The organism is Janibacter sp. FSL W8-0316 (assembly GCF_038004165.1).
Taxonomy (GTDB): Bacteria; Actinomycetota; Actinomycetes; order Actinomycetales; family Dermatophilaceae; genus Janibacter; species Janibacter indicus.
In genome coordinates this window covers 901,968-921,311 of record NZ_JBBOQX010000001.1, presented here as the reverse complement: position 1 = coordinate 921,311, position 19,344 = coordinate 901,968, and the positions used below count along the sequence as shown (strand labels likewise).

Genomic DNA, 19,344 nt, shown 5'->3' with positions numbered 1-19,344 from the left:
GACGAAGGGGGCCGACGCCCGCCACGCGCAGGTGGGCCGGCCCCCTTCGTCCTCGTCGGTCAGGAGCAGGCGTCGAGCTTCGGCGGGTTGGTCTCGGAGTCGACCTCGAAGCCGGCCGGCCCGAAGTTCTTCTCCACCGCCTTGTCCCACTCGCCGTCGTCGACCATCTTGGTCAGCGCCTCGTTGACCTGCTCGCACAGCTCGGTGTCGCCCTTCTTCAGGCCGACGCCGTAGCGCTCCTCGGAGAAGGGCGCACCGACGACCTTGAGCTTGCCCTTGTACTGGTCCTGGGCCGCGTAGCCGGCGAGGATCGTGTCGTCGGTCGTCAGCGCGTCGAGCTGGCCCTTGGAGACCGCCTCCGCGCACTTGGAGTAGGTGTCGAACTCCTGGAGGTTGACGCCCGGGACCTCCTTCTTGACGTTGTCCGCGGAGGTGGAGCCGGTGACCGAGCACAGCTTCTTGCCGTCGAGGTCCTTGGGCCCGGTGATCTTGGCGTCGGTGGCGACGAGGAGGTCCTGGCCGGCGATGAAGTAGGGGCCGGCGAAGGAGACCTTTTCCTTGCGCTCGTCGGTGATCGAGTAGGTCGCGAAGATCAGGTCCACCTGGCCGGTGGCGATGAGGTCCTCGCGCTGCTTGCTCGGGGCCTGGACGAACTGCACATCGGTCTTGCCCATCTCCTTGGCGACGTAGTTGGCCACGTCGACGTCGAAGCCGGTGTAGGTGTTGCCCTCCTTCAGCCCCAGGCCGGGCTGGTCGAACTTGATGCCGATCTTGATGCTGTCGCCGCCGTCACCGCCGGACCCGCCGTCACCGCCGCCGTCGTCGCTGCCGCACGCGGCGAGACCGAGGGTGAGGACGAGTGCGGCTGAGGCTGCGCCGAGACGTCGCATGGTCATGGTGTTCTCCTCATGGTTGTCACGACCCACACCCTGTGCGCCGCGGTCGAGCTGTCGTGCTGGTCAGTGGCTGAGGATCTTGCCGAGGAAGTCCTTGGCGCGGTTGCTGCGCGGGTTGGTGAAGAACTCCTCGGGGGTGGCGGTCTCGACGATCTGCCCGTCGGACATGAAGACGACGCGGTCCGCCGCCCGCCGGGCGAAGCCCATCTCGTGGGTGACGACGATCATCGTCATGCCGGTCTGCGCCAGCTGTGTCATGACATCGAGGACCTCGTTGATCATCTCGGGGTCGAGGGCCGAGGTCGGCTCGTCGAAGAGCATGACCTTGGGGTCCATCGCGAGGGAGCGGGCGATCGCCACGCGCTGCTGCTGCCCGCCGGAGAGCTGGGCCGGGTACTTGTCCGCCTGGGCCTCGACGCCGACCCGGGTGAGCAGCTCGCGGGCCCGCTGCTGTGCGTCCGCCTTCGACTTCTTGCGCACCTTCATGGGCCCGAGGGTGACGTTGTCGAGGATCGTCTTGTGGGCGAAGAGGTTGAAGGACTGGAAGACCATGCCGACGTCGGCGCGCAGCCGGGCCAGCTCCTTGCCCTCCTCGGGCAGCGGCTGGCCGTCGATGGTGATGCTGCCGGACTCGTAGGTCTCGAGCCGGTTGATCGTGCGGCACAGCGTCGACTTGCCCGAGCCCGACGGACCGATGACGACGACGACCTCGCCGCGGCCGACGGTCAGGTTGATGTCCTGGAGCACGTGCAGCTGCCCGAAGTGCTTGTTGACGTCGGTGAGCACGACGAGGGGCTCGTGGGTGGTGGTGTCGCTCGGCATGACGCAGAACCTACTGGCCCGCAAGGGTCAGGGGACGCGGGAACGGCGAGTGTGACCGGAGCGAGACACAACCGGCGCCTGTCGGGCGCCGATGCGTCAGTCGGTGGCGCGCATGTGCTCCCACGGCTTGTGCAGGTGGAAGCGGCGACCGCTCACCTCGTCGGGGGCGATCTCGATGACGTGGTGCTTGTCGTCGCCGACCCAGGGCCGCAACGGCACCTGCTCGGCACGATCGGCCTCGGCGCCCTCGAGCACCCGCGCGGACCCCCGCACGACGACCGACCATGCGCTCTCCTGCGTCAGCTCGTCGATCTCGAGCGCGACACGCGCATGCATGACCACGCCGAGCAGCTTGTTGCCCTCGGCGGTGCGGAAGAGCAGTCGATCACCGTCGACGGCGTAGTTGAGGGGGGTGATCTGCACGTCGCCGACGAGGGGGAAGGCGAGCCGCCCGAACTCGTGGGCGGCGAGCAGGTCCCAGCACTGGGCGGTCGACAGCGTCTGCGGCGGTTCGAAGCTCACAGGGGAATGTTCCCATGCTCACCCCGTCGAGCGGGAGCCTGCGCCAGGGCGGACGCCACGGTCGAGCGCGTCAGCCTCGGCTCGACGATCTCGTCGACGACACCGATCTCGACCGCGCGCGGCAGTCCACCCGAGAGGCGGTCGTGCTCATCGGCGAGCTGCTGCTCGACCTCGGCGACCTCGGACTCGTCGACCTCGGCGAGCCGGCGGCGGTGGAGGATGCGAATCGCCGCGACCGACCCCATGACCGCGACGTGGGCGTCGGGCCAGGCGAAGACCTTGGTGGCGCCCAGCGAGCGCGAGTTCATGGCGATGTAGGCGCCGCCGTAGGTCTTGCGCGTCACGACCGTCACCCGCGGCACAACGGCCTCGGCGAAGGCGTGCAGCAGCTTGGCCCCGCGGCGCACGACGCCATCCCACTCCTGGCCGACGCCGGGCAGGTACCCGGGCACGTCGACGAGCACGACGAGCGGGACACCAAAGGCATCGCACATGCGTACGAAGCGCGCCGCCTTCTCCGCGGATGAGGAGTCGAGGCACCCGCCCAGGCGCATGGGGTTGTTGGCGATGACGCCGACGGTGCGTCCCCCCATGCGGCCGAGGGTGGTGACGATGTTGGGTGCCCAGCGGCCGTGGAGCTCCTGCACCTCGCCGCTGTCGAGGAGCTGCTCGACGAGAGGGTGCACGTCATAGGCGCGCTTGGCCGACTCGGGCAGCTGCTCGGCGAGGTCGACGTCGGTCACCGCGTCGAGGTCGAAGTCGCCCTGACTGCTCAGCAGCCGGCACAGCGTGCCGGCCCGACCGTAGGCGTCGTCGATCGACTCGGCGAGCACGTGGACCACGCCGGAGCGGCGGCCGTGCGGCTCGGGTCCACCGAGGCGAAGGGCGTCGACGTCCTCACCCGTGACCGAGCGGACGACGTCGGGCCCGGTGACGAAGATGCGCCCCTCCGGGGCGAGGATGACGATGTCGGTCAGGGCCGGGCCGTAGGCGGCACCGCCGGCGGCGGCACCGATGACGACCGAGATCTGGGGGATCTTGCCCGAGGCGCGGGTCATGATCGCGAAGACCTCGCCGACGGCGTGCAGCGAGACGACACCCTCGGGCAGACGGGCGCCTCCGGAGTGCCACAGGCCGACGACCGGGACCTCGTCGGCGAGGGCCCGCTCGTAGGCCGTGACGACGACCTTGCACCCGGCGACGCCCATCGCGCCGCCCATGATCGTCGCGTCGGAGGCGAAGACGACGATGGGCTGACCGCCGACGGTGCCCGTGGCGGCGAGCATGCCCGAGTCGTCGTCGTTCGTGATCAGCTCGACCGACCCGTCGTCGAGGAAGTCGGCGATCCGGTGGTTGGGGTTGCGCGGGTCCTGCTCGCGGGGGACCTTGGTCCGCGTCGACACCGATGCGGAGGCCGCATTGGGCTGGCGCGTCACGAGTGCGTCCCGAAGGCCAGGGCAACGTTGTGCCCGCCGAAGCCGAAGCTGTTGTCGAGGACGAGCAGGTCGCCGTCGCCCAGCGGCCGTGGCGTGTCGCGCACGATGTCGAGGTCGACCGCCGGGTCGAGGTTGTCGATGTTGATCGTCGGGGGAGCGACCCGGTCGCGCACGGCCTGGGCGGCGAAGACGGCTTCGAGGGCGCCGGCGGCGCCGAGCAGGTGACCGGTCATCGACTTCGTCCCGCTGACGGCCATGTGGTCGGCGTCCGTGCCGAAGGCCCGGCGGATCGCCGCGACCTCGGCGACGTCGCCGACGGGGGTCGACGTCGCGTGGGCATTGATGTGGCACACGTCGGCGGGCGTCGCGTCGGCGTCGCGGACCGCGTCCGCCATGGCCCGCGAGGCGCCGGCCCCCTCGGGCTCGGGCGCGGCGATGTGGTGCGAGTCGGCGCTCACGCCGAAGCCGGCGAGGGTGCAGATGATGTTGGCGCCGCGTGCCCGGGCATGCTCCTCCGACTCGAGGACGAGGATCGCCCCGCCCTCACCGAGGAGGAAGCCGTCGCGGTCGGTGTCATAGGGCCGCGAGGCGGTCCGGGGGGAGTCGTTGCGCGTCGAGAGGGCCTGCATCGCGGCGAAGCCGGCGATGGGCAGCGGGTGGATCGAGGCCTCTGAGCCCCCGGCGATGACGACGTCGGCCAGTCCCTCGCGGATGAGGTGGGCGCCGTAGCCGATCGACTCGGCGCCGGAGGAGCAGGCCGAGACGAGGGTGTGGGCGCCGGCCCGGGCACCGAACTCGAGCGAGACCGTGCCCGACGCGGAGTTGGGCATGAGCATGGGGATCGACAGCGGGTAGACCCGGCGAGGACCCTTGGTGCGCAGCGCCTCCCACGCGGTGAGCAGGGTCTGCACGCCACCGATGCCGGTGCCGACGGCACTGGCGAGGCGCTCCGGCTCGACCTCGGGCGAGCCGGCATCGGCCCAGGCCTCACGCGCGGCGACGAGCGCGTACTGGGCGAAGGGGTCGAGGCGCTTGGTCTCGACCTTCTTGAGCACCTCGGTCACCGGCACGGCGAGCTGCGCGGCGAAGGTCACCGGGAGCTCGTACTCCTCGACCCAGGAGGCATCGAGCGTGCTCGCGCCGGAACGACCGGCGAGGATGGACTGCCAGGTCTCCTCGGCGGTCCCGCCGAGCGGGGTCGTGGCGCCGAGACCGGTGACGACGACGGTGGGTCGGGGGGAGGACATGCGGGTCTCCTGTGGGTCGGTGGACGAGGACCGGGCGGCTCCCCCCTTCGCTCATGACGAAGGGGGGAACGTCACCGTGGTCAGGCCGCCTGGTTGGCCTTGATGAAGTTGACGGCGTCGCCGACGGTCTTGAGGTTCTTGACCTCCTCGTCGGGGATCTTGGCCCCGAACTTCTCCTCGGCGGTGACGGCGATCGTCATCATCGACAGCGAGTCGACATCGAGGTCGTCGGTGAAGGTCTTGTCGGCGGTCACCTCGGACGCGTCGACACCGGTCTCCTCCGAGACGATCTCGGCGAGGCCGTCGAGGATCTCCTGGTCGCTGAATGCCATGGAACTGCTCCTTGTGTGTGCGGTTGGGGCGGTGTGCTGGCCCGATGACCCGTCGGACCGACGGGTGAACTAGGGGAGGGTCACGACCTGCGCGGCCCAGACGAGACCGGCGCCGAAGCCGATCTGCAGTGCCAGACCGCCGGGCTCGACCTCGCCCTCGCGGAGCATGCGCTCCATGGCGAGGGGGACCGAGGCGGCCGAGGTGTTGGCGGTGGTGACGATGTCGCGGGCGATCGGCAGGTCCGGGGGCAGGCCGAGGGTCTTGGCCATCTGGTCGATGATCCGCACGTTGGCCTGGTGGGGGATGAAGGCGGCGAGCTCGTCGGCACGCACCCCAGCGGCGTCGAGGGCGCGCTGGGCCTCCTTGGCCATCGACCACACGGCCCAGCGGAAGACGCTCGGGCCCTCCATGATGATCGCCGGCCAGCGCAGGTCGCGGTCGTCGCGCAGCTGCGTCCACGCGTCGCGCTGGGTGATGAAGCGGTGCTTGTCGCCGTCGCTGCCCCACACGGTCGGGCCGATGCCCGGGGTCTCGCTGCGGGAGACGATGGCCGCCCCGGCGCCGTCGCCGAAGATGAAGGCGGAGCCGCGGTCCTGCGGGTCGGTGAAGTCCAGCAGCTTTTCGACCCCGACGACGAGGACGTGCTCGGCGGTGCCGACCCGCACCATGTCGTTGGCCACGGAGATCGCGTGGCAGTAGCCCGCGCAGGCGGCGGAGATGTCGAAGGCGGCCGCGCCGGACCCGAGTCGGGCCGCGAGGATCGGGGCGGCCGCGGGGGTCTGGTAGGGGTGGGTCACCGTCGCGACGAGGACGGCGCCGACCTGCTCGGCCCGCAGACCGGCGTAGGCGAGGGCTGCGCGCGAGGCGTGCTCGGCCATGTCGACGACGCTCTCGTCCTCGGCCGCCTTGTGGCGCGAGGCGATGCCGGACCGCTCGCGGATCCACTCGTCGGAGGAGTCGATCGCCTCGATGATCTCGCTGTTGGGGACCACGTGCTCGGGACGGTAGGCGCCCACCCCGGTGATCCGGGCGTGGTGCAGGACGTCGGGGACGCCCAGGGTCGAGGTGCTCACGCGATCGACCCCTCGGGGTGCAGGCGCAGCAGGGGCTGGCCGGGGGAGACCGGGTCGCCGTCCTCGACGAGCCACTCGACGACGGTGCCGCCGTGGTGGGCCCGCACCTCGAGGGTGTCGCGAAGGGAGGAGATGCGGGCCACGACGTCGCCCGGGGTGACGGCCGCGCCGGGGCCGGCCGAGCCGACCTCGACGGTGCCCTTGACCGGTGCGGTGACCAGGCGCCAGGTCGGCTGCGAGGCCGACCGAGCCGAGCCGTGCTCGCGTACCATGCGGTGGGCGGCCTCGAGGTCGTCGGGCGTCTTGAGGGCGAGCACCTCGACTCCCTTGAGACCGCGCTTGGCCAGACCCGTGAGCGCACCGGCCGGCGGGATCTCGATGATCCCGGTGACGCCGAGGTCCTTGAGGGTCTCCATGCACAGGTCCCAGCGCACCGGGTTGCTCACCTGGCTGACGATGCGCGAGAGCACCTCGCGGCCGGAGTGGATGACGGCACCGTCGACGTTGGAGACGAGCGGGACCCGGGCGTCGTGGGTCGAGACGGCGCGGGCCAGCCGGCCCATCTCGGCGACGGCGGGGGACATGTACTCGGTGTGGAAGGCACCGGCGACCTTGAGCGGCATGACCCGCGCCTTGGCCGGCGGGGCCTCGGCGAGGGCGGCCAGCTGCTCGATCGTGCCGGCGGCCACGACCTGGCCGGCGCCGTTGATGTTGGCCGGGGTGAGGCCGTGCTGCTCGAGGACGGCGAGGACCTCGTCGGGGTCGCCGCCGAGGACGGCGCTCATCCCGGTGGGGGTGGCCTGTGCCGCGGCGGCCATGCCGCGACCGCGCTCGCGGACGAGGACCATGGCCTGCTCGGCGGAGATGACGCCGGCAGCCGAGGCCGCGGTGATCTCACCGACGCTGTGACCGGCACCGGCGCCGACCACGCGGAACCCGTCTGCCGGGTGCTCGAAGAGGGTCAGCAGCGAGAGCAGGCCCGCGGCGACGATGAGCGGCTGCGCAATCGCGGTGTCCTTGATCGTCTCCTCGTCGCTCGTCGTGCCGTGCGCGGCGAGGTCGATGCCGGCCACGGCCGAGAGCCAGTGCAGGCGGTCGGCCACGCCGGGCAGCTCGAGCCAGGGGTTGAGGAAGCCGGGGGACTGGGAGCCCTGTCCGGGGCAGGTGATGGCGAGCACCCATCCAGAGTCGCGGTCGAGGGGGGAGATGGGCGAGGTCGACCTCGCCAGAGAATCACCCCGCGATGTTGGAGGGATCCTCCAAGATCGCCCCGAGGGTCAGCGCGACGCGCACGGTGAAGGCCTCGTGCGGCACGGTGAGGTCGTAGCCGATGACCTCGCTGATCCGGCCCAGCCGGTAGCGGACCGTGTTGACGTGGACGATGAGGGTGCGTGCGGTCGCCTCGAGACCCGGGGACTCCAGATGTGTGCGCGCGGTGTCGAGGAGGCTCGGGTGCTCCTCGAGCGGCAGCTGCACCTGCTCGACGAGCGTGGCGCGGGCGAGGTCGTCGCCGGCGATGGCCCGCTCGCCGAGCAGGTCGTCGGCGGCGACGGGGCGAGGGCGCGTGGGCCAGCCGGGAGCGGCGAGGTGCCCGGCGACGGCGGCGTGCGCCGACACGGCTCCCTCCGTGAGGTCGGTGACGAGCGGTCCGTGCACGAGGTCTCCGTCGGCGAAGCACTCGGCGAACCCGGCAGCCGTCGCGGCCGGGTCCTGCACCGAGCCGACGACCGCCACGAGGCGGGCGCCCTGGACGCCGGCGAGCACGGGGAGATCGAGCCGCTGGGCTGTGCGGTGCACCTGCCCGACCGCGAGGGCAGGGTCGTCGTCATCGCTGCTGCGGGGCGAATCGCCCACCAGCACAACGAGATCGGTGACGTCGCCCCAGCCGAGGGCGGCGGCGCGGGTGCGGATGGACTCGTCGACCTCGCCGCGCATGACGGCGTCGATGACGAGCGACTCGAGCCGGGCGTCCCAGGCGCCCCGCTGCTCGGCGGCGTGGGCGTAGACCTGCGCGGCGCCAAAGGCGATCTCGCGCGAGTAGCGCAGGACGGCGATGCGCAGGTCGGTGACGTCTGCCGGCTTGGCGAGCTCCTCCACGTGCTCCTCGACGACCTCGACGACCGAGCGGGCCAGCTCGAGGGTCTGGGCGAGGCTGATCGTGCGGGTCAGCTCCCGGGGCGCGGCACCGAAGGTCGTGCGGGTGTCGGCCGACTCCTCGCCGTCGAGCCACTGGATGAAGTTGGCGATGCCGGCCTGCGCGACGAGCCCGACCCACGAGCGCTCCTGGGCAGTGAGCCTGGCGTACCAGTCGTGCTGCGCCTCGAGTCGCTGGGTCGCCGCCCGGGCCAGGGCGCCGCCGTTGCGGCGCACCTGCCGACGGGTGGTGAGGGAGACGAGGCCACGACGCGACACCCCGTCATCCTATGTGCGAAGACCACAATGCTCAGTCGGTGCCGAACTCCATGGCGGCGCGGTCGAGGGCGTCGTCCTCGTCGTCGACGTTGGCCGCGGCCGGGTTGGAGGCGATCTGGTCGCCGCCGCCGGCCTCGAGCTCGCCCATGATCTCCAGGTAGCCACCGGAGAGCTGGTCCTGCGCGGCGTAGACCTCGAGCTTGCTGCGGCTGTCGGCGATGTCGAGGTTGCGCATCGTCAGCTGGCCGATGCGGTCGACCGGGCCGAAGGCGGCATTCTCGGTGCGCTCCATCGACAACTTGTCGGGGTGGTAGCTGAAGTGCTCGCCGACGGTGTTGACGATCGTCCAGTCCTCGCCGCGGCGCAGGCGCACGGTGACCTCGCCGGTGACGACGGAGGCGACCCAGCGCTGCAGCGACTCGCGGAGCATGAGCGCCTGCGGGTCGAACCAGCGGCCCTCGTAGAGCAGCCGGCCGAGACGGCGGCCCTCGGCGTGGTAGCTCGCGATGGTGTCCTCGTTGTGGATCGCGTTGAGCAGGCGCTCGTAGGTCAGGTGCAGCAGGGCCATCGCCGGGCCCTCGTAGATGCCGCGGGACTTCGCCTCGATGATGCGGTTCTCGATCTGGTCGGACATGCCCAGGCCGTGGCGACCACCGATGGTGTTGGCCGCCATGACGAGCGCGACGGCGTCGCCGCCGAAGTCGTCACCGTTGATCGCGACCGGGCGCCCGCGCTCGAAGCGCACGGTGACGTCCTCGGCCTCGATGGCGACCTGCGGGTCCCAGAAGCGCACGCCCATGATCGGCTCGACCGTCTCGAGCGAGACGTCGAGGTGCTCGAGGGTCTTGGCCTCGTGGGTGGCGCCCCAGATGTTGGCGTCGGTGGAGTAGGCCTTCTCCGCGCTGTCGCGATAGGGCAGGCCGCGCTCGGTGAGCCACTCGGACATCTCCTGGCGCCCGCCGAGCTCGGTGACGAAGTCGGCGTCGAGCCAGGGCTTGTAGATGCGCAGCCCGGGGTTGGCCATGAGGCCGTAGCGGTAGAAGCGCTCGATGTCATTGCCCTTGAAGGTCGAGCCGTCGCCCCAGATGGAGACGCCGTCCTCCTTCATCGCCCGCACGAGCAGCGTGCCGGTGACGGCGCGGCCCAGCGGGGTGGTGTTGAAGTAGGTGCGGCCGCCGCTGCGGATGTGGAAGGCGCCGCACGCGATCGCGGACAGGCCCTCCTCGACGAGCGGGCCCTTGCAGTCGACGAGACGGGAGAGCTCGGAGCCGTACTGGCCGGCGCGACCGGGGATCGACTCGATGTCGTCCTCGTCGTACTGGCCGAGGTCAGCGGTGTACGTGCACGGCACCGCCCCCTTCTCGCGCATCCACGCGACGGCCACCGAGGTATCGAGACCGCCGGAGAAGGCGATGCCGACACGTTCACCAACAGGGAGGGAAGTCAGTACCTTGGACACGCCCCCACCCTAGGACCTCGGCAGCCCGTCGCCGTCCCCGGTCCGCGCCTCGAAGGCGAAGGGCGAACTCCCGTGCGTTCATCGACTGGTCACGACGGCGACACGGTGATGTCGGCAGATGGTGGGCACGACGCCCCTACCGTCCCCGACATGCACCCCACGAAGATCGCCACCGGACTCCTGGCTGCCGCCGCGCTCGTCGCGCCGCAGGCCACCTCGACCGCCGCCACTGCGGCCCCTGACGCCCAGGTCCAGGCCGCGTCGGGCAACCCCGGCTACCGGGAGAAGAACATGGCAGACCCCCTCGTCCTCGCCCACCGCGGCGCCTCGGGCTACCGCCCCGAGCACACCCTCGCCGCCTACGACCTGGCCGTTGTGCAGGGTGCCGACTACATCGAGCCCGACCTCGTCATGACCAAGGACGGGGTGCTCGTCGACCGCCACGAGCCCGAGATCTCGGGCACCACCGATGTCGCCGACCACCCGGAGTTCGCCGACCGCAGGACGACGAAGAACCTCGACGGCGCGCAGGTCACCGGCTGGTTCGTCGACGACTTCACCCTCGCCGAGCTGAAGACGCTGCGCGCCAAGGAGCGCCTAGGTGACATGCGTCCGGAGTCGGCCGGCTACGACGGCCAGTTCGAGGTGCCGACCTTCGAGGAGGTCCTGGCCAAGCGAGAGGCCCTCTCCCGCAAGACCGGTCGCGTCATCGGCATCATCCCGGAGATCAAGCACTCGACCTACCTCCACGACGAGGGCTTCGACCCCGAGGCCGAGCTCGCCCGTCTGGTGACGACGTACCACCTCAACCACCCCAAGGCCCCGCTGTGGGTGCAGTCCTTCGAGCTCACCGCGCTCAAGGACCTGCGCGACGAGCACGGCTACAAGGGCAAGAGCACCTTCCTCACGACGGTCAAGGGCGGCCCCTACGACCTGCACGCTCAGGGCACGACCTATGCCGAGCTGACGACGGCGACCTCGATGCAGGAGCTGTCCCAGTGGATCGACGGCTTCGGCCCGGAGAAGAACGCGGTCATCGCCCGCAACGCCGACGGCACCCTGGGTGAGCCCACGAGCTTCGTCGACGACGCGCACGCCGCGGGTCTCAAGGTCACGCCGTGGACCTTCCGGTCGGAAAACTCCTTCCTGCCGGTCGACTACCGCATCGGCACCGACCCGGCGACGCACGGCCGGGCCAAGGACGAGGTGACCCGCTTCTTCGAGGTCGGCATCGACGGCGCCTTCTGCGACCAGCCCGATGTCTGCGTCGAGGCGCGCGCGGACTTCCTCGAGCAAGACTGAGCCGGCAGGACGAAGGGAGGGCGCGCCCGGCGCGCCCTCCCTTCGTCATAAGGTTAGGCTTACCTTCATTCGACATGGAGGAGGCCCCAGTGGCACAGGACGCACAGCTGGCCAGGACGGTGGTCGCGACAGCGAGCTGCCTCGAGGTGGGACTGATGGGCACCCGTGCTCCCATCAGCCGGCACGCCACCGACGGCTCGGGAGCGGTGTTCTTCGCCCTGGCGGAGGCCGCTCCCGACTGCGTGCACTTGGCGGTCCCGGGTGAGCCCGGACCGGTCGTCGACGCGGTCGCGTACGACGTCTCGTCGGTGGCGCACCCGGGGCGCCTGCGCGGGCTGGTGCGACTCTCCGGCCCGGCCGAGATCGTGCCGCACCCGGTGTGCGAGGAGCTGCTCGACCACCTGGGGGTGGTGCCGGGTGCCCCCGTCGCCAAGCTCGTGCCGCAGACGGTCACCCTCGAGTGGGGCGTCGAGCGGCGTCCGGGCGAGGTCGTCTCGGTGGACCCGCTGGCCTACGCGCGGGCCGGCATGGACGCGCTGGCCGGCTGGCAGGACGAGTGGATCACCCACCTCGACCAGCACCACCGGGACGACCTGCGGGCCCTCGTCGTCGACGAGCTGCAGCCGGTGTCCTCTCTGCGTCCGGTGCTCGCCGACGCCCGGGGTCTGGTCCTGCGCGAGTACGTCGGCACCTGCCGCCGCGACCTGCGCGTCCACTTCCCGTACGAGGTGGCGTGCGGGTGCGAGGCCCAGTCGGCCCTGGCCGACCTCGTGGCGCTGCGGACCTTCTGAGCCCCCTTCGCGTCTCAGACCGTCCAGCCGTACTGCATCCGCAGGTCCTGGGTTGGTGACGGTGACGCCCTCGGGGCAGGTCCACGAGCGCAGCGTCCCGGAGGTGCCGTCGCGGCCGTGCCGGGTACCGTCCCACGACGTCGGATAAGTCGAAGAGCAGCGAACTCGGCGACCGTGGCGTGGCGGCTGCGAGGCGACGAAGGGGGTGCCCGCCCGTCGTCGTGCCACGGTGCGGACACCCCCTTCGTCGGGTGCCGTCGGCTGTGCGTCAGGCGTCACCGCCGGCATTGCCGGAGTTGCCTGCGGAGATGTCGAGCAGGCGGTACTTCTCCGCAGCCTTGCCGGGGGCGTCCTCGGCGACCCAGCCGCGGTCGGCGAGCATCTGCAGCGCCCGCACCGCCATCGACGGACCGTCGACGTGGAAGTAGCGCCGTGCCGCCGCCCGGGTGTCGGAGAAGCCGAAGCCGTCGGTGCCCAGGGCCGAGAACTCCTCGGGGATCCACGGCCGGATCTGGTCCTGGACCTGCTTCATGTAGTCGGAGACCGCGACGACCGGGCCGACGGTGCCCTCGAGCTGTTGCGTGACGAAGGGGGTGCGCCGCTCCTGGTCGGGGTGGAGGAAGCGCTGCTCGTCGCACGCCATGGCCTCGCGGCGCAGCTCGCTCCAGCTCGTCACCGACCACACGTCGGCGACGACGCCCCAGTCGTCGCGGAGCAGCTGCTGCGCCTCGAGTGCCCACGCCATGCCGACACCGCTCGCGAGCAGCTGGCAGCGCGGCGGGGTGTCGCCGAGGCCGGAGGCGTCACCGGCGGCGTAGCGGTAGATGCCCTTGAGCAGGCCGTCGACGTCGAGGCCCTCGGGCTGTTGCGGCTGGACGATCGGCTCGTTGTAGAGCGTGAGGTAGTAGATGACGTTGCGGCTGGGGTCGGACTGCGGGGCGTCGCCGCCGTACATGGTCGCCAGACCCTGACGCATGATGTGCGCGATCTCGAAGCCGTAGGCCGGGTCCCAGGTGACGACGGCCGGGTTGGTCGCCGCGAGCAGGGGCGAGTGACCGTCGGCGTGCTGCAGGCCCTCACCGGTGAGCGTCGTGCGCCCGGCCGTGGCGCCGAGGAGGAAGCCGCGGGACATCTGGTCGGCCGCCGCCCAGATGCCGTCGCCGGTGCGCTGGAAGCCGAACATCGAGTAGAAGATGTAGACGGGGATCATCGGCTCGCCGTGCGTCGCGTAGCTCGTCGCCGCCGCGGTGAAGGCCGCGACCGAGCCGGCCTCGTTGATGCCCGTGTGGATGATCTGGCCCTGCTCGGACTCGCGGTAGGCGAGCATGAGGTCGGCGTCGACCGAGGTGTAGTTCTGCCCGTGCGGGTTGTAGATCTTCTTCGTCGGGAAGAAGGAGTCCATCCCGAAGGTCCGCGCCTCGTCAGGGATGATCGGCACGATCCGGTCGCCGAAGCCCTTCTCCCGCATGAGGTCCTTGAGCAGACGCACCCAGGCCATCGTCGTGGCGATCTCCTGCTTGCCCGAGCCCTTGGCCATCTGCGCGTACTTGTCGTCGCCCGGCAGCTGTGGCGCCGTGTAGTCGACCCGCCGCGAGGGCAGCCCGCCGCCGAGCTTGCCGCGGCGCTCGCGCATGTACCGGATCGCCTCGTCGTCCTCGCCGGGGTGGTAGTAGGGCGGCAGGTAGGGATCGGCCTCGAGCTGCTCGTCGGTGATCGGGATCTTCAGCCCGTCGCGCAGCCCCTTGAGGTCGTCGAGGGTGAGCTTCTTCATCTGGTGGGTCGCATTGCGCCCGGCGAAGTGCGTGCCCAGGCCGTAGCCCTTGATCGTCTTGGCGAGGATGACCGTCGGCTGACCGGTGTGGTGCATCGCGGCGCGGTAGGCGGCGTAGACCTTGTTGTAGTCGTGGCCACCGCGCTTGAGCTTCCACCACACGTCGGCGTCGGACCAGTCCTCGACGAGCTTGCGGGTGCGCGGGTCGCGGTTGAAGAAGTTCTCCCGCACGTAGGCGCCGTCGTTGGCGCGGAAGGTCTGGTAGTCGCCGTCGGGCGTCTGGTTCATGAGGTTGACCAGGGCGCCGTCGCGGTCGGCGGCGAGCAGCGGGTCCCAGCCGCGACCCCAGACGACCTTGATGACATTCCACCCGGCACCGCGGAACTGCGCCTCGAGCTCCTGGATGATCTTGCCGTTGCCGCGCACCGGCCCGTCGAGGCGCTGGAGGTTGCAGTTGACGACGAAGGTGAGGTTGTCGAGCTCCTCGAAGGCGGCTGTCTGCAGCAGGCCGCGGCTCTCCGGCTCGTCCATCTCGCCGTCGCCGAGGAAGGCCCACACGTGCTGCTGCGAGGTGTCCTTGATGCCGCGGTTGTGCAGGTACTTGTTGAACTGAGCCTGGTAGATCGCGTTCATCGGACCGATGCCCATCGACACCGTGGGGAACTCCCAGAACTCGGGCATCAGGCGCGGGTGGGGGTAGGAGGGCATCCCGGTCTCGCCCTGCCCGGCGAGCCGAGCGGCCTCCTGACGGAAGCCGTCCATCTGCTCCTCGCTGAGGCGGCCCTCGAGGAAGGCCCGGGCGTACATGCCGGGGGAGGCGTGGCCCTGGAAGAAGATCTGGTCGCCGCCACCCGGGTGGTCCTTGCCCCGCCAGAAGTGGTTGAAGCCGACCTCGTAGAGGGTCGCCGCGGAGGCGTAGGAGGAGATGTGCCCGCCCACGCCGACGCCGGGGCGCTGGGCGCGGTGGACCTGGACCGCGGCATTCCAGCGGATCCACGCGCGGTAGCGGCGCTCGACCTCTTCGTCACCCGGGTACCACGGCTCGTCCGCCGGTCGGATGGTGTTGACGTAGTCGGTCGTCGTCAGCGACGGGACCCCGACGTTCTTCATGCGCGCACGCTCGAGCAGGCGCAGCATGACGTAGCGGGCCCGCTCGCGGCCCGAGTCGTCGATCAGCGCGTCGATGGAGTCCAGCCACTCGGCCGTCTCCTCCGCGTCGATGTCCGGCAGGTGGGTGGGGATGCCGTTGAGGATGGGGCCGTCGCTGAGGTGATCTGCTGAGCCGGGCACGAGTGTCGTCCTTTCACAAGACCTGTCCGCACGTGGTGACGACGGACACACCCATCCTCTCGCGTGGGTGTCGGGCGTCACAAACCGGGTTCGGACTCCGGGATGCGGTGGGTGTGCGTGTAGACGGTCGCGCGCGGCTCGCGGACGAAGCCGAGCAGGGTCAGCCCGGCCCTGTCGGCGACCTCGATGGCCAGGGTCGTCGCGGCCGAGACGCAGGCCAGGACGGGGACCCCGGCGACCGCGGCCTTCTGCGCGATCTCGAAGCCGGCTCGTGAGGAGACGAGCAGTGCGTGCCCGCGCAGCGGCAGCCGCCCCTCGCGGGCGGCCCAGCCGATGACCTTGTCGACGGCGTTGTGCCGGCCGATGTCCTCGCGCACCACGAGCAGCTCGCCGGCCGGGCCGAGGAGCGCGGCCGCGTGGACCCCTCCGGTCGCCTCGAAGACGCGCTGGCGCTCGCGCATCGCCGCCATGCCGGCGTGGATCGCGGCCAGGTCGACGCGGGCGCCGTCGTCGCCGGGGGAGGTCGGCAGGGCGGCGAGCAGGTCGTCGACGGTCGCCGAGCCGCACACGCCGCAGGCGCTCGTCGCGATCTCGGTGCGCTCGGTGACCCGGCGCTGCAGGGACACCCCAGCGGCGAGCGTCACCTCGACGACGTTGAAGGTCGGCGACCCGTCCGGGCCGGTGTCGGTGCAGTGCATCATCGTCGCCACAGCGTCGCCGTCCGCGACCAGGCCCTCGGCGACGAGGTGCCCCAGCGCGAGGTCGAAGTCGTCGCCGGGCAGGCGCATCGTCGTCGTCACGGTCGTCGACGGCGGACGAAGGGGGGAGCTCCCGGCAGGCACGCCCCCGTCGGGCAGGGCCGCGACCCGGATCTCGAGCGGCTCCTCGACGGCGACCGACTCGATGCGACGCAGGGTGCGTCCGTCACGTCCCTCCACCTTGAGCCGCTGCGTCACCCGACCCATCGGGCACCTCCTTGCTCGCTTGCACGTCGCTCGTCCACCACGCGTCCAGCCTACGGACCGTGGTCTGGTGTGATGGTGCCGTGGACGAGCAGCCGACCCCGCCCCCTTCGGTCCCGCACGTGCTCCCGCTGCACGGTGACGGTGGCGCGGACTGGCGGCCCGTCTCGCCCGCGCTCGCCCGCGTGCGCCGGGTGAGCACGAGCGCGGTGCTCCTGCCGGTGGCGCTGGCCCTCGGCGTGGCCGCGGCGCTGCTGTGGCCGTGGCTGGCGGTCGGCTCCGCGCTGGTCGTCGTCATCTGGGCCTGGCTCATGTGGCTCATCGGGGTCCAGGTGCGGGCGATGAGCTGGGCCGAGCTGCCCGAGGAGCTGGCCATCCGCCGGGGTCGCATGTGGCGGCGCCTGGTCACCGTGCCCTACGGCCGCATCCAGTACGTCGACCTCAGCTCCGGTCCCTACATGCGGCGCGCCGGGCTGGCCGAGATCACCGTCAACACCGCCTCGCCGGCGAGCAGCGGGACGATCTGCGGCCTGCCGGCCGACGTGGCCGAGGAGCTGCGTGTGCGTCTGGCCGCACGTGGCGAGGCGCAGCGAGCAGGACTGTGACCGGAGCCGACGCCGACGGGTTCGCCCGGGTCCACCCGATCTCGCCCTTCATCCGCGGCGGGCTCGTCGTCCTCGGCGTGCTCGGCTACCTCGTGAGCCAGCAGATCGACACCCTCGCCGCGGCCTTCGGTGGTGGTGACGGTGGCTCGGGCCGGGGAGGGCCCGCGGGCGCTGTGCCGGGCGTCGCGACGCTGCTGCAGGTCGGCGCGGTCGCACTCGTCGTCCTCGGCGCGATCCTCCTCGGCCTCGTGTCCTGGTGGTTCACGCGTTACCGGATCGGCGAGGACAGCATCGAGATGCGCACGGGCGCCCTCTTCCGCCAGCACCGTCAGGTGCGCTATGACCGCATCCAGGCCGTTGACGTCGTGCGGCCGCTGCTCGCCCGCCTGTGCGGCCTGTCGGAGGTGCGCGTCGAGTCGGCGGGCGGCGGCGACTCGCACCTGTCGATCGCCTACCTGCGAGCCGCCGACGCCGAGTCGGTCCGAGAGCGTCTGCTGGGCCTGGCCCATCGGGCGGCGGCCGGCCCGCCCGAGACCGCCGGGTCTCCCGAGGAGGGCGGGCTCGGGCCCGATCGCCGCGCAGGTCACCGCCCGGAGGAGCGGCTGTTGACCGTGCCGCCGGGACGGATCGTCGCCTCGGTGCTGCTGAGCGGCGAGGCGATCTTCCTCGCCGGCATCGGCGTCATCGCGGTCGTCCTCGCGCTCGTCGGCCTCTCCCCGGCCGTCACCGGGTTCTTCCCCGTCGTCGTCGTGGCCGGCGGCCGCGCGCTGCTGCGCCTCACCCGCTGGTGGGGCCTGGTCATCGGGCTGCGCGGGGGCACCCTGACCAGCCAGCGCGGCCTGACCGACACCCGTACGTCGTCCGTGCCGATCCACCGTGTGCAGGCCGTTGCGATCGAGCAGCCCTGGCTGTGGCGCCGTCCCGGATGGTGGTCGCTCAAGGTCAACGTCGCCGGCGCCGAGATCGGCTCGGCGTCCGAGGCGGCGTCCGACGCCGTCCTCGTCCCCGTCGCGACCACCGACGAGGTGCTGCGGCTGCTCGCCGTCGTCACCGACGACCCCGAGACCACCGCTCAGGTCGGGTCGCTCGTGGGGGCCACCCCCGACGGGTTCGTCGGCCAGCCGCGACGCGCCCGGTGGGTCCACCCGTTCGCCCACCGCCACATCGGCTACCTGGCCGGGCGCCGGGCCCTGGTCCTGCGACGCGGCTGGCTCGACCGCAGCCTGCAGGTCGTGCCGTGGCACCGGGTCCAGTCGCTCACGGTGAGCCAGGGGCCCGTGTCGCGCCGTCTCGACCTCGCGAGCGTCGCGGTGGTGAGCACCGTGGGGCCGGTGAGCCCAGAGGTCTGCCACCTCGACCGGGCGGGCGCCGAGGCCCTGCGCGGGCTCGTCGAGGCCCACGCGAGCCCCGCGCGACGCGACGAAGACGGTGGACCTGCTTGCAACGGCGGGCCGGACACGGTGGACTATGAGGGATGAGTGATCAGCGAGCAGCAGAAGGGACCAGTGTCGTGACGGGGGAGCCCCGGTCCGCGGGAGCGGATCTTGCCGAGGCCGCGGTGGAGAAGCTCGGCTTCACCACCGGGCAGATCGTGCAGGAGTACGGCTGGGACGACGACGTCGACGACGACCTGCGGGCGGCGGTCCAGGACGTCATCGGCGAGGAGCTCGAGGACGAGGACTACACCGGCGTCGTCGACGCGGTGATCCTGTGGTGGCGCGACGGCGACGGCGACCTGACCGACGCGCTCGTCGACACCCTCGGCACCCTCGCGGAGGGCTCCTCGATCGTGCTCCTCACGCCCCGTCCCGGTCAGGCGGAGGAGGTCGACCCCAGCGAGGTCGACGAGGCGGCGACGACCGCGGGCCTGCACACCTCCGGGTCGGTCATGTGCTCCGAGGAGTGGGTGGCCACCCGGCTGGCCGCGCCCAAGGGCGCGCGCTGAGCCTGTCTGTCGGGCAGCACGCTCCCGACTTCACCCTGCGCGACCAGAACGGCCGTGACGTCTCGCTCGCCGAGCTGCGCGCCGACCGGGCCGTGCTCCTGGTCTTCTACCCCTTCGCCTTCTCGGGCATCTGCACCGGCGAGCTCGGGGAGATCCGGGACGACCTCGGGCGCTTCGAGTCCGAGCAGGTGACGACCGTGGCGATCTCGTGCGACCCGATGTTCAGCCTGCGGGCCTGGGCCGACCAGGAGGGCTACTTCTTCCCCCTGCTGTCCGACTTCTGGCCGCACGGGCAGGTGGCTCGGGCCTACGGCGTCCTCGACGACGAGCGCGGGATGGCCCGGCGGGGGACCTTCCTCGTCGACCCCGCCGGACGCGTGGCCTGGTCGCTCGTCAACCCCACGGGGCAGGCGCGTGACTTCACCGGCTACCACGAGGCGCTCGCGCAGCTCGGCGCTCCCTGACGGGCCTGCACGCC

18 protein-coding genes are annotated in these 19,344 nt (G+C 71.4%); 6 read left to right on the top strand and 12 right to left on the bottom strand.

The window, feature by feature from the left end:
• Positions 1-59: 59 nt before the first annotated feature.
• The 10 genes from NYE39_RS04485 to argG all read right to left on the bottom strand — a co-directional run bounded on the left by NYE39_RS04485 (position 60) and on the right by argG (position 10,200).
• Complete coding sequence (locus NYE39_RS04485) at positions 60-896, bottom strand: glutamate ABC transporter substrate-binding protein (protein WP_192910414.1); 837 nt, start codon at positions 894-896, stop codon at positions 60-62.
• Positions 897-959: 63 nt separating this feature from the next.
• Positions 960-1,718, bottom strand: a complete 759-nt coding sequence (locus tag NYE39_RS04480; protein ID WP_341011926.1) for an amino acid ABC transporter ATP-binding protein — start codon at positions 1,716-1,718, stop codon at positions 960-962.
• Positions 1,719-1,814: 96 nt separating this feature from the next.
• Complete coding sequence (locus NYE39_RS04475; RefSeq protein ID WP_072624865.1) at positions 1,815-2,240, bottom strand: pyridoxamine 5'-phosphate oxidase family protein; 426 nt, start codon at positions 2,238-2,240, stop codon at positions 1,815-1,817.
• Positions 2,237-3,676, bottom strand: a complete 1,440-nt coding sequence (locus tag NYE39_RS04470; RefSeq protein WP_192910412.1) for an acyl-CoA carboxylase subunit beta — start codon at positions 3,674-3,676, stop codon at positions 2,237-2,239. Before NYE39_RS04470 ends, NYE39_RS04475 begins: the two co-directional genes overlap by 4 nt.
• Complete coding sequence (gene fabF, locus NYE39_RS04465) at positions 3,673-4,923, bottom strand: beta-ketoacyl-ACP synthase II (RefSeq protein WP_072624864.1); 1,251 nt, start codon at positions 4,921-4,923, stop codon at positions 3,673-3,675. The genes NYE39_RS04470 and fabF overlap by 4 nt, the downstream gene beginning before the upstream one ends.
• Before the next feature lie 80 nt (positions 4,924-5,003).
• Positions 5,004-5,255: an acyl carrier protein gene (locus tag NYE39_RS04460; protein ID WP_068318328.1), complete on the bottom strand. Its 252-nt coding sequence runs from the start codon at positions 5,253-5,255 to the stop codon at positions 5,004-5,006.
• 69 nt (positions 5,256-5,324) lie between these two features.
• Entirely contained in the window at positions 5,325-6,329 is a 1,005-nt protein-coding gene (locus tag NYE39_RS04455; RefSeq protein ID WP_072624863.1) for a beta-ketoacyl-ACP synthase III, read from the bottom strand.
• Positions 6,326-7,507, bottom strand: coding sequence for an acyltransferase domain-containing protein (locus tag NYE39_RS04450; RefSeq protein ID WP_192910409.1), 1,182 nt, complete (start codon positions 7,505-7,507; stop codon positions 6,326-6,328). The genes NYE39_RS04455 and NYE39_RS04450 overlap by 4 nt, the downstream gene beginning before the upstream one ends.
• 55 nt (positions 7,508-7,562) lie before the next feature.
• On the bottom strand, positions 7,563-8,741 hold the full coding sequence (locus NYE39_RS04445; protein WP_341011925.1) for a PucR family transcriptional regulator: 1,179 nt from the start codon (positions 8,739-8,741) through the stop codon (positions 7,563-7,565).
• 31 nt (positions 8,742-8,772) lie between these two features.
• Positions 8,773-10,200 (bottom strand): argininosuccinate synthase, encoded by a 1,428-nt coding sequence (gene argG, locus NYE39_RS04440; RefSeq protein ID WP_192910407.1) that lies wholly within the window; start codon positions 10,198-10,200, stop codon positions 8,773-8,775.
• Between the two features lie 150 nt (positions 10,201-10,350).
• On the opposite strand from argG, the gene NYE39_RS04435 reads away from it, so the two are divergent.
• Positions 10,351-11,502 carry a glycerophosphodiester phosphodiesterase family protein gene (locus tag NYE39_RS04435; protein ID WP_072624859.1) on the top strand — a complete coding sequence of 384 codons (1,152 nt, stop codon included), beginning with the start codon at positions 10,351-10,353 and terminating at the stop codon, positions 11,500-11,502.
• Positions 11,503-11,657: 155 nt separating this feature from the next.
• Positions 11,658-12,293 (top strand): hypothetical protein, encoded by a 636-nt coding sequence (locus NYE39_RS04430; protein ID WP_192910406.1) that lies wholly within the window; start codon positions 11,658-11,660, stop codon positions 12,291-12,293.
• A gap of 268 nt (positions 12,294-12,561) precedes the next feature.
• Here NYE39_RS04430 and aceE read toward each other — a convergent pair whose 3' ends face one another.
• Together aceE and fdhD are read right to left on the bottom strand one after the other, a co-directional pair.
• Entirely contained in the window at positions 12,562-15,354 is a 2,793-nt protein-coding gene (gene aceE, locus NYE39_RS04425; RefSeq protein ID WP_341011924.1) for a pyruvate dehydrogenase (acetyl-transferring), homodimeric type, read from the bottom strand.
• 77 nt (positions 15,355-15,431) lie between these two features.
• Positions 15,432-16,319, bottom strand: coding sequence for a formate dehydrogenase accessory sulfurtransferase FdhD (gene fdhD / locus NYE39_RS04420; RefSeq protein WP_341011923.1), 888 nt, complete (start codon positions 16,317-16,319; stop codon positions 15,432-15,434).
• An 80-nt stretch (positions 16,320-16,399) separates the two neighbouring features.
• On the opposite strand from fdhD, the gene NYE39_RS04415 reads away from it, so the two are divergent.
• Genes NYE39_RS04415 through NYE39_RS04400 form a run of 4 tightly spaced genes read left to right on the top strand, consistent with a single transcriptional unit; the run spans position 16,400 to position 19,330 of the window.
• Positions 16,400-16,921, top strand: coding sequence for a PH domain-containing protein (locus tag NYE39_RS04415; RefSeq protein WP_223277592.1), 522 nt, complete (start codon positions 16,400-16,402; stop codon positions 16,919-16,921).
• Entirely contained in the window at positions 16,918-18,399 is a 1,482-nt protein-coding gene (locus tag NYE39_RS04410) for a PH domain-containing protein (RefSeq protein ID WP_341011922.1), read from the top strand. The genes NYE39_RS04415 and NYE39_RS04410 overlap by 4 nt, the downstream gene beginning before the upstream one ends.
• A gap of 32 nt (positions 18,400-18,431) precedes the next feature.
• On the top strand, positions 18,432-18,866 hold the full coding sequence (locus NYE39_RS04405; RefSeq protein WP_083546107.1) for a DUF3052 domain-containing protein: 435 nt from the start codon (positions 18,432-18,434) through the stop codon (positions 18,864-18,866).
• On the top strand, positions 18,824-19,330 hold the full coding sequence (locus NYE39_RS04400; RefSeq protein ID WP_226282559.1) for a peroxiredoxin: 507 nt from the start codon (positions 18,824-18,826) through the stop codon (positions 19,328-19,330). Before NYE39_RS04405 ends, NYE39_RS04400 begins: the two co-directional genes overlap by 43 nt.
• The last annotated feature ends 14 nt before the right edge of the window (positions 19,331-19,344 follow it).

Coding starts and splice junctions, on each gene's coding strand:
- fabF (WP_072624864.1), bottom strand. CDS start 4,923: ATGTCCTCCCCCCGACCCACCGTCGTCGTCACCGGTCTCGGCGCCACG.
- NYE39_RS04430 (WP_192910406.1), top strand. CDS start 11,658: ATGGGCACCCGTGCTCCCATCAGCCGGCACGCCACCGACGGCTCGGGA.
- fdhD (WP_341011923.1), bottom strand. CDS start 16,319: ATGGGTCGGGTGACGCAGCGGCTCAAGGTGGAGGGACGTGACGGACGC.
- NYE39_RS04435 (WP_072624859.1), top strand. CDS start 10,351: ATGCACCCCACGAAGATCGCCACCGGACTCCTGGCTGCCGCCGCGCTC.
- NYE39_RS04480 (WP_341011926.1), bottom strand. CDS start 1,718: ATGCCGAGCGACACCACCACCCACGAGCCCCTCGTCGTGCTCACCGAC.
- NYE39_RS04485 (WP_192910414.1), bottom strand. CDS start 896: ATGACCATGCGACGTCTCGGCGCAGCCTCAGCCGCACTCGTCCTCACC.
- NYE39_RS04460 (WP_068318328.1), bottom strand. CDS start 5,255: ATGGCATTCAGCGACCAGGAGATCCTCGACGGCCTCGCCGAGATCGTC.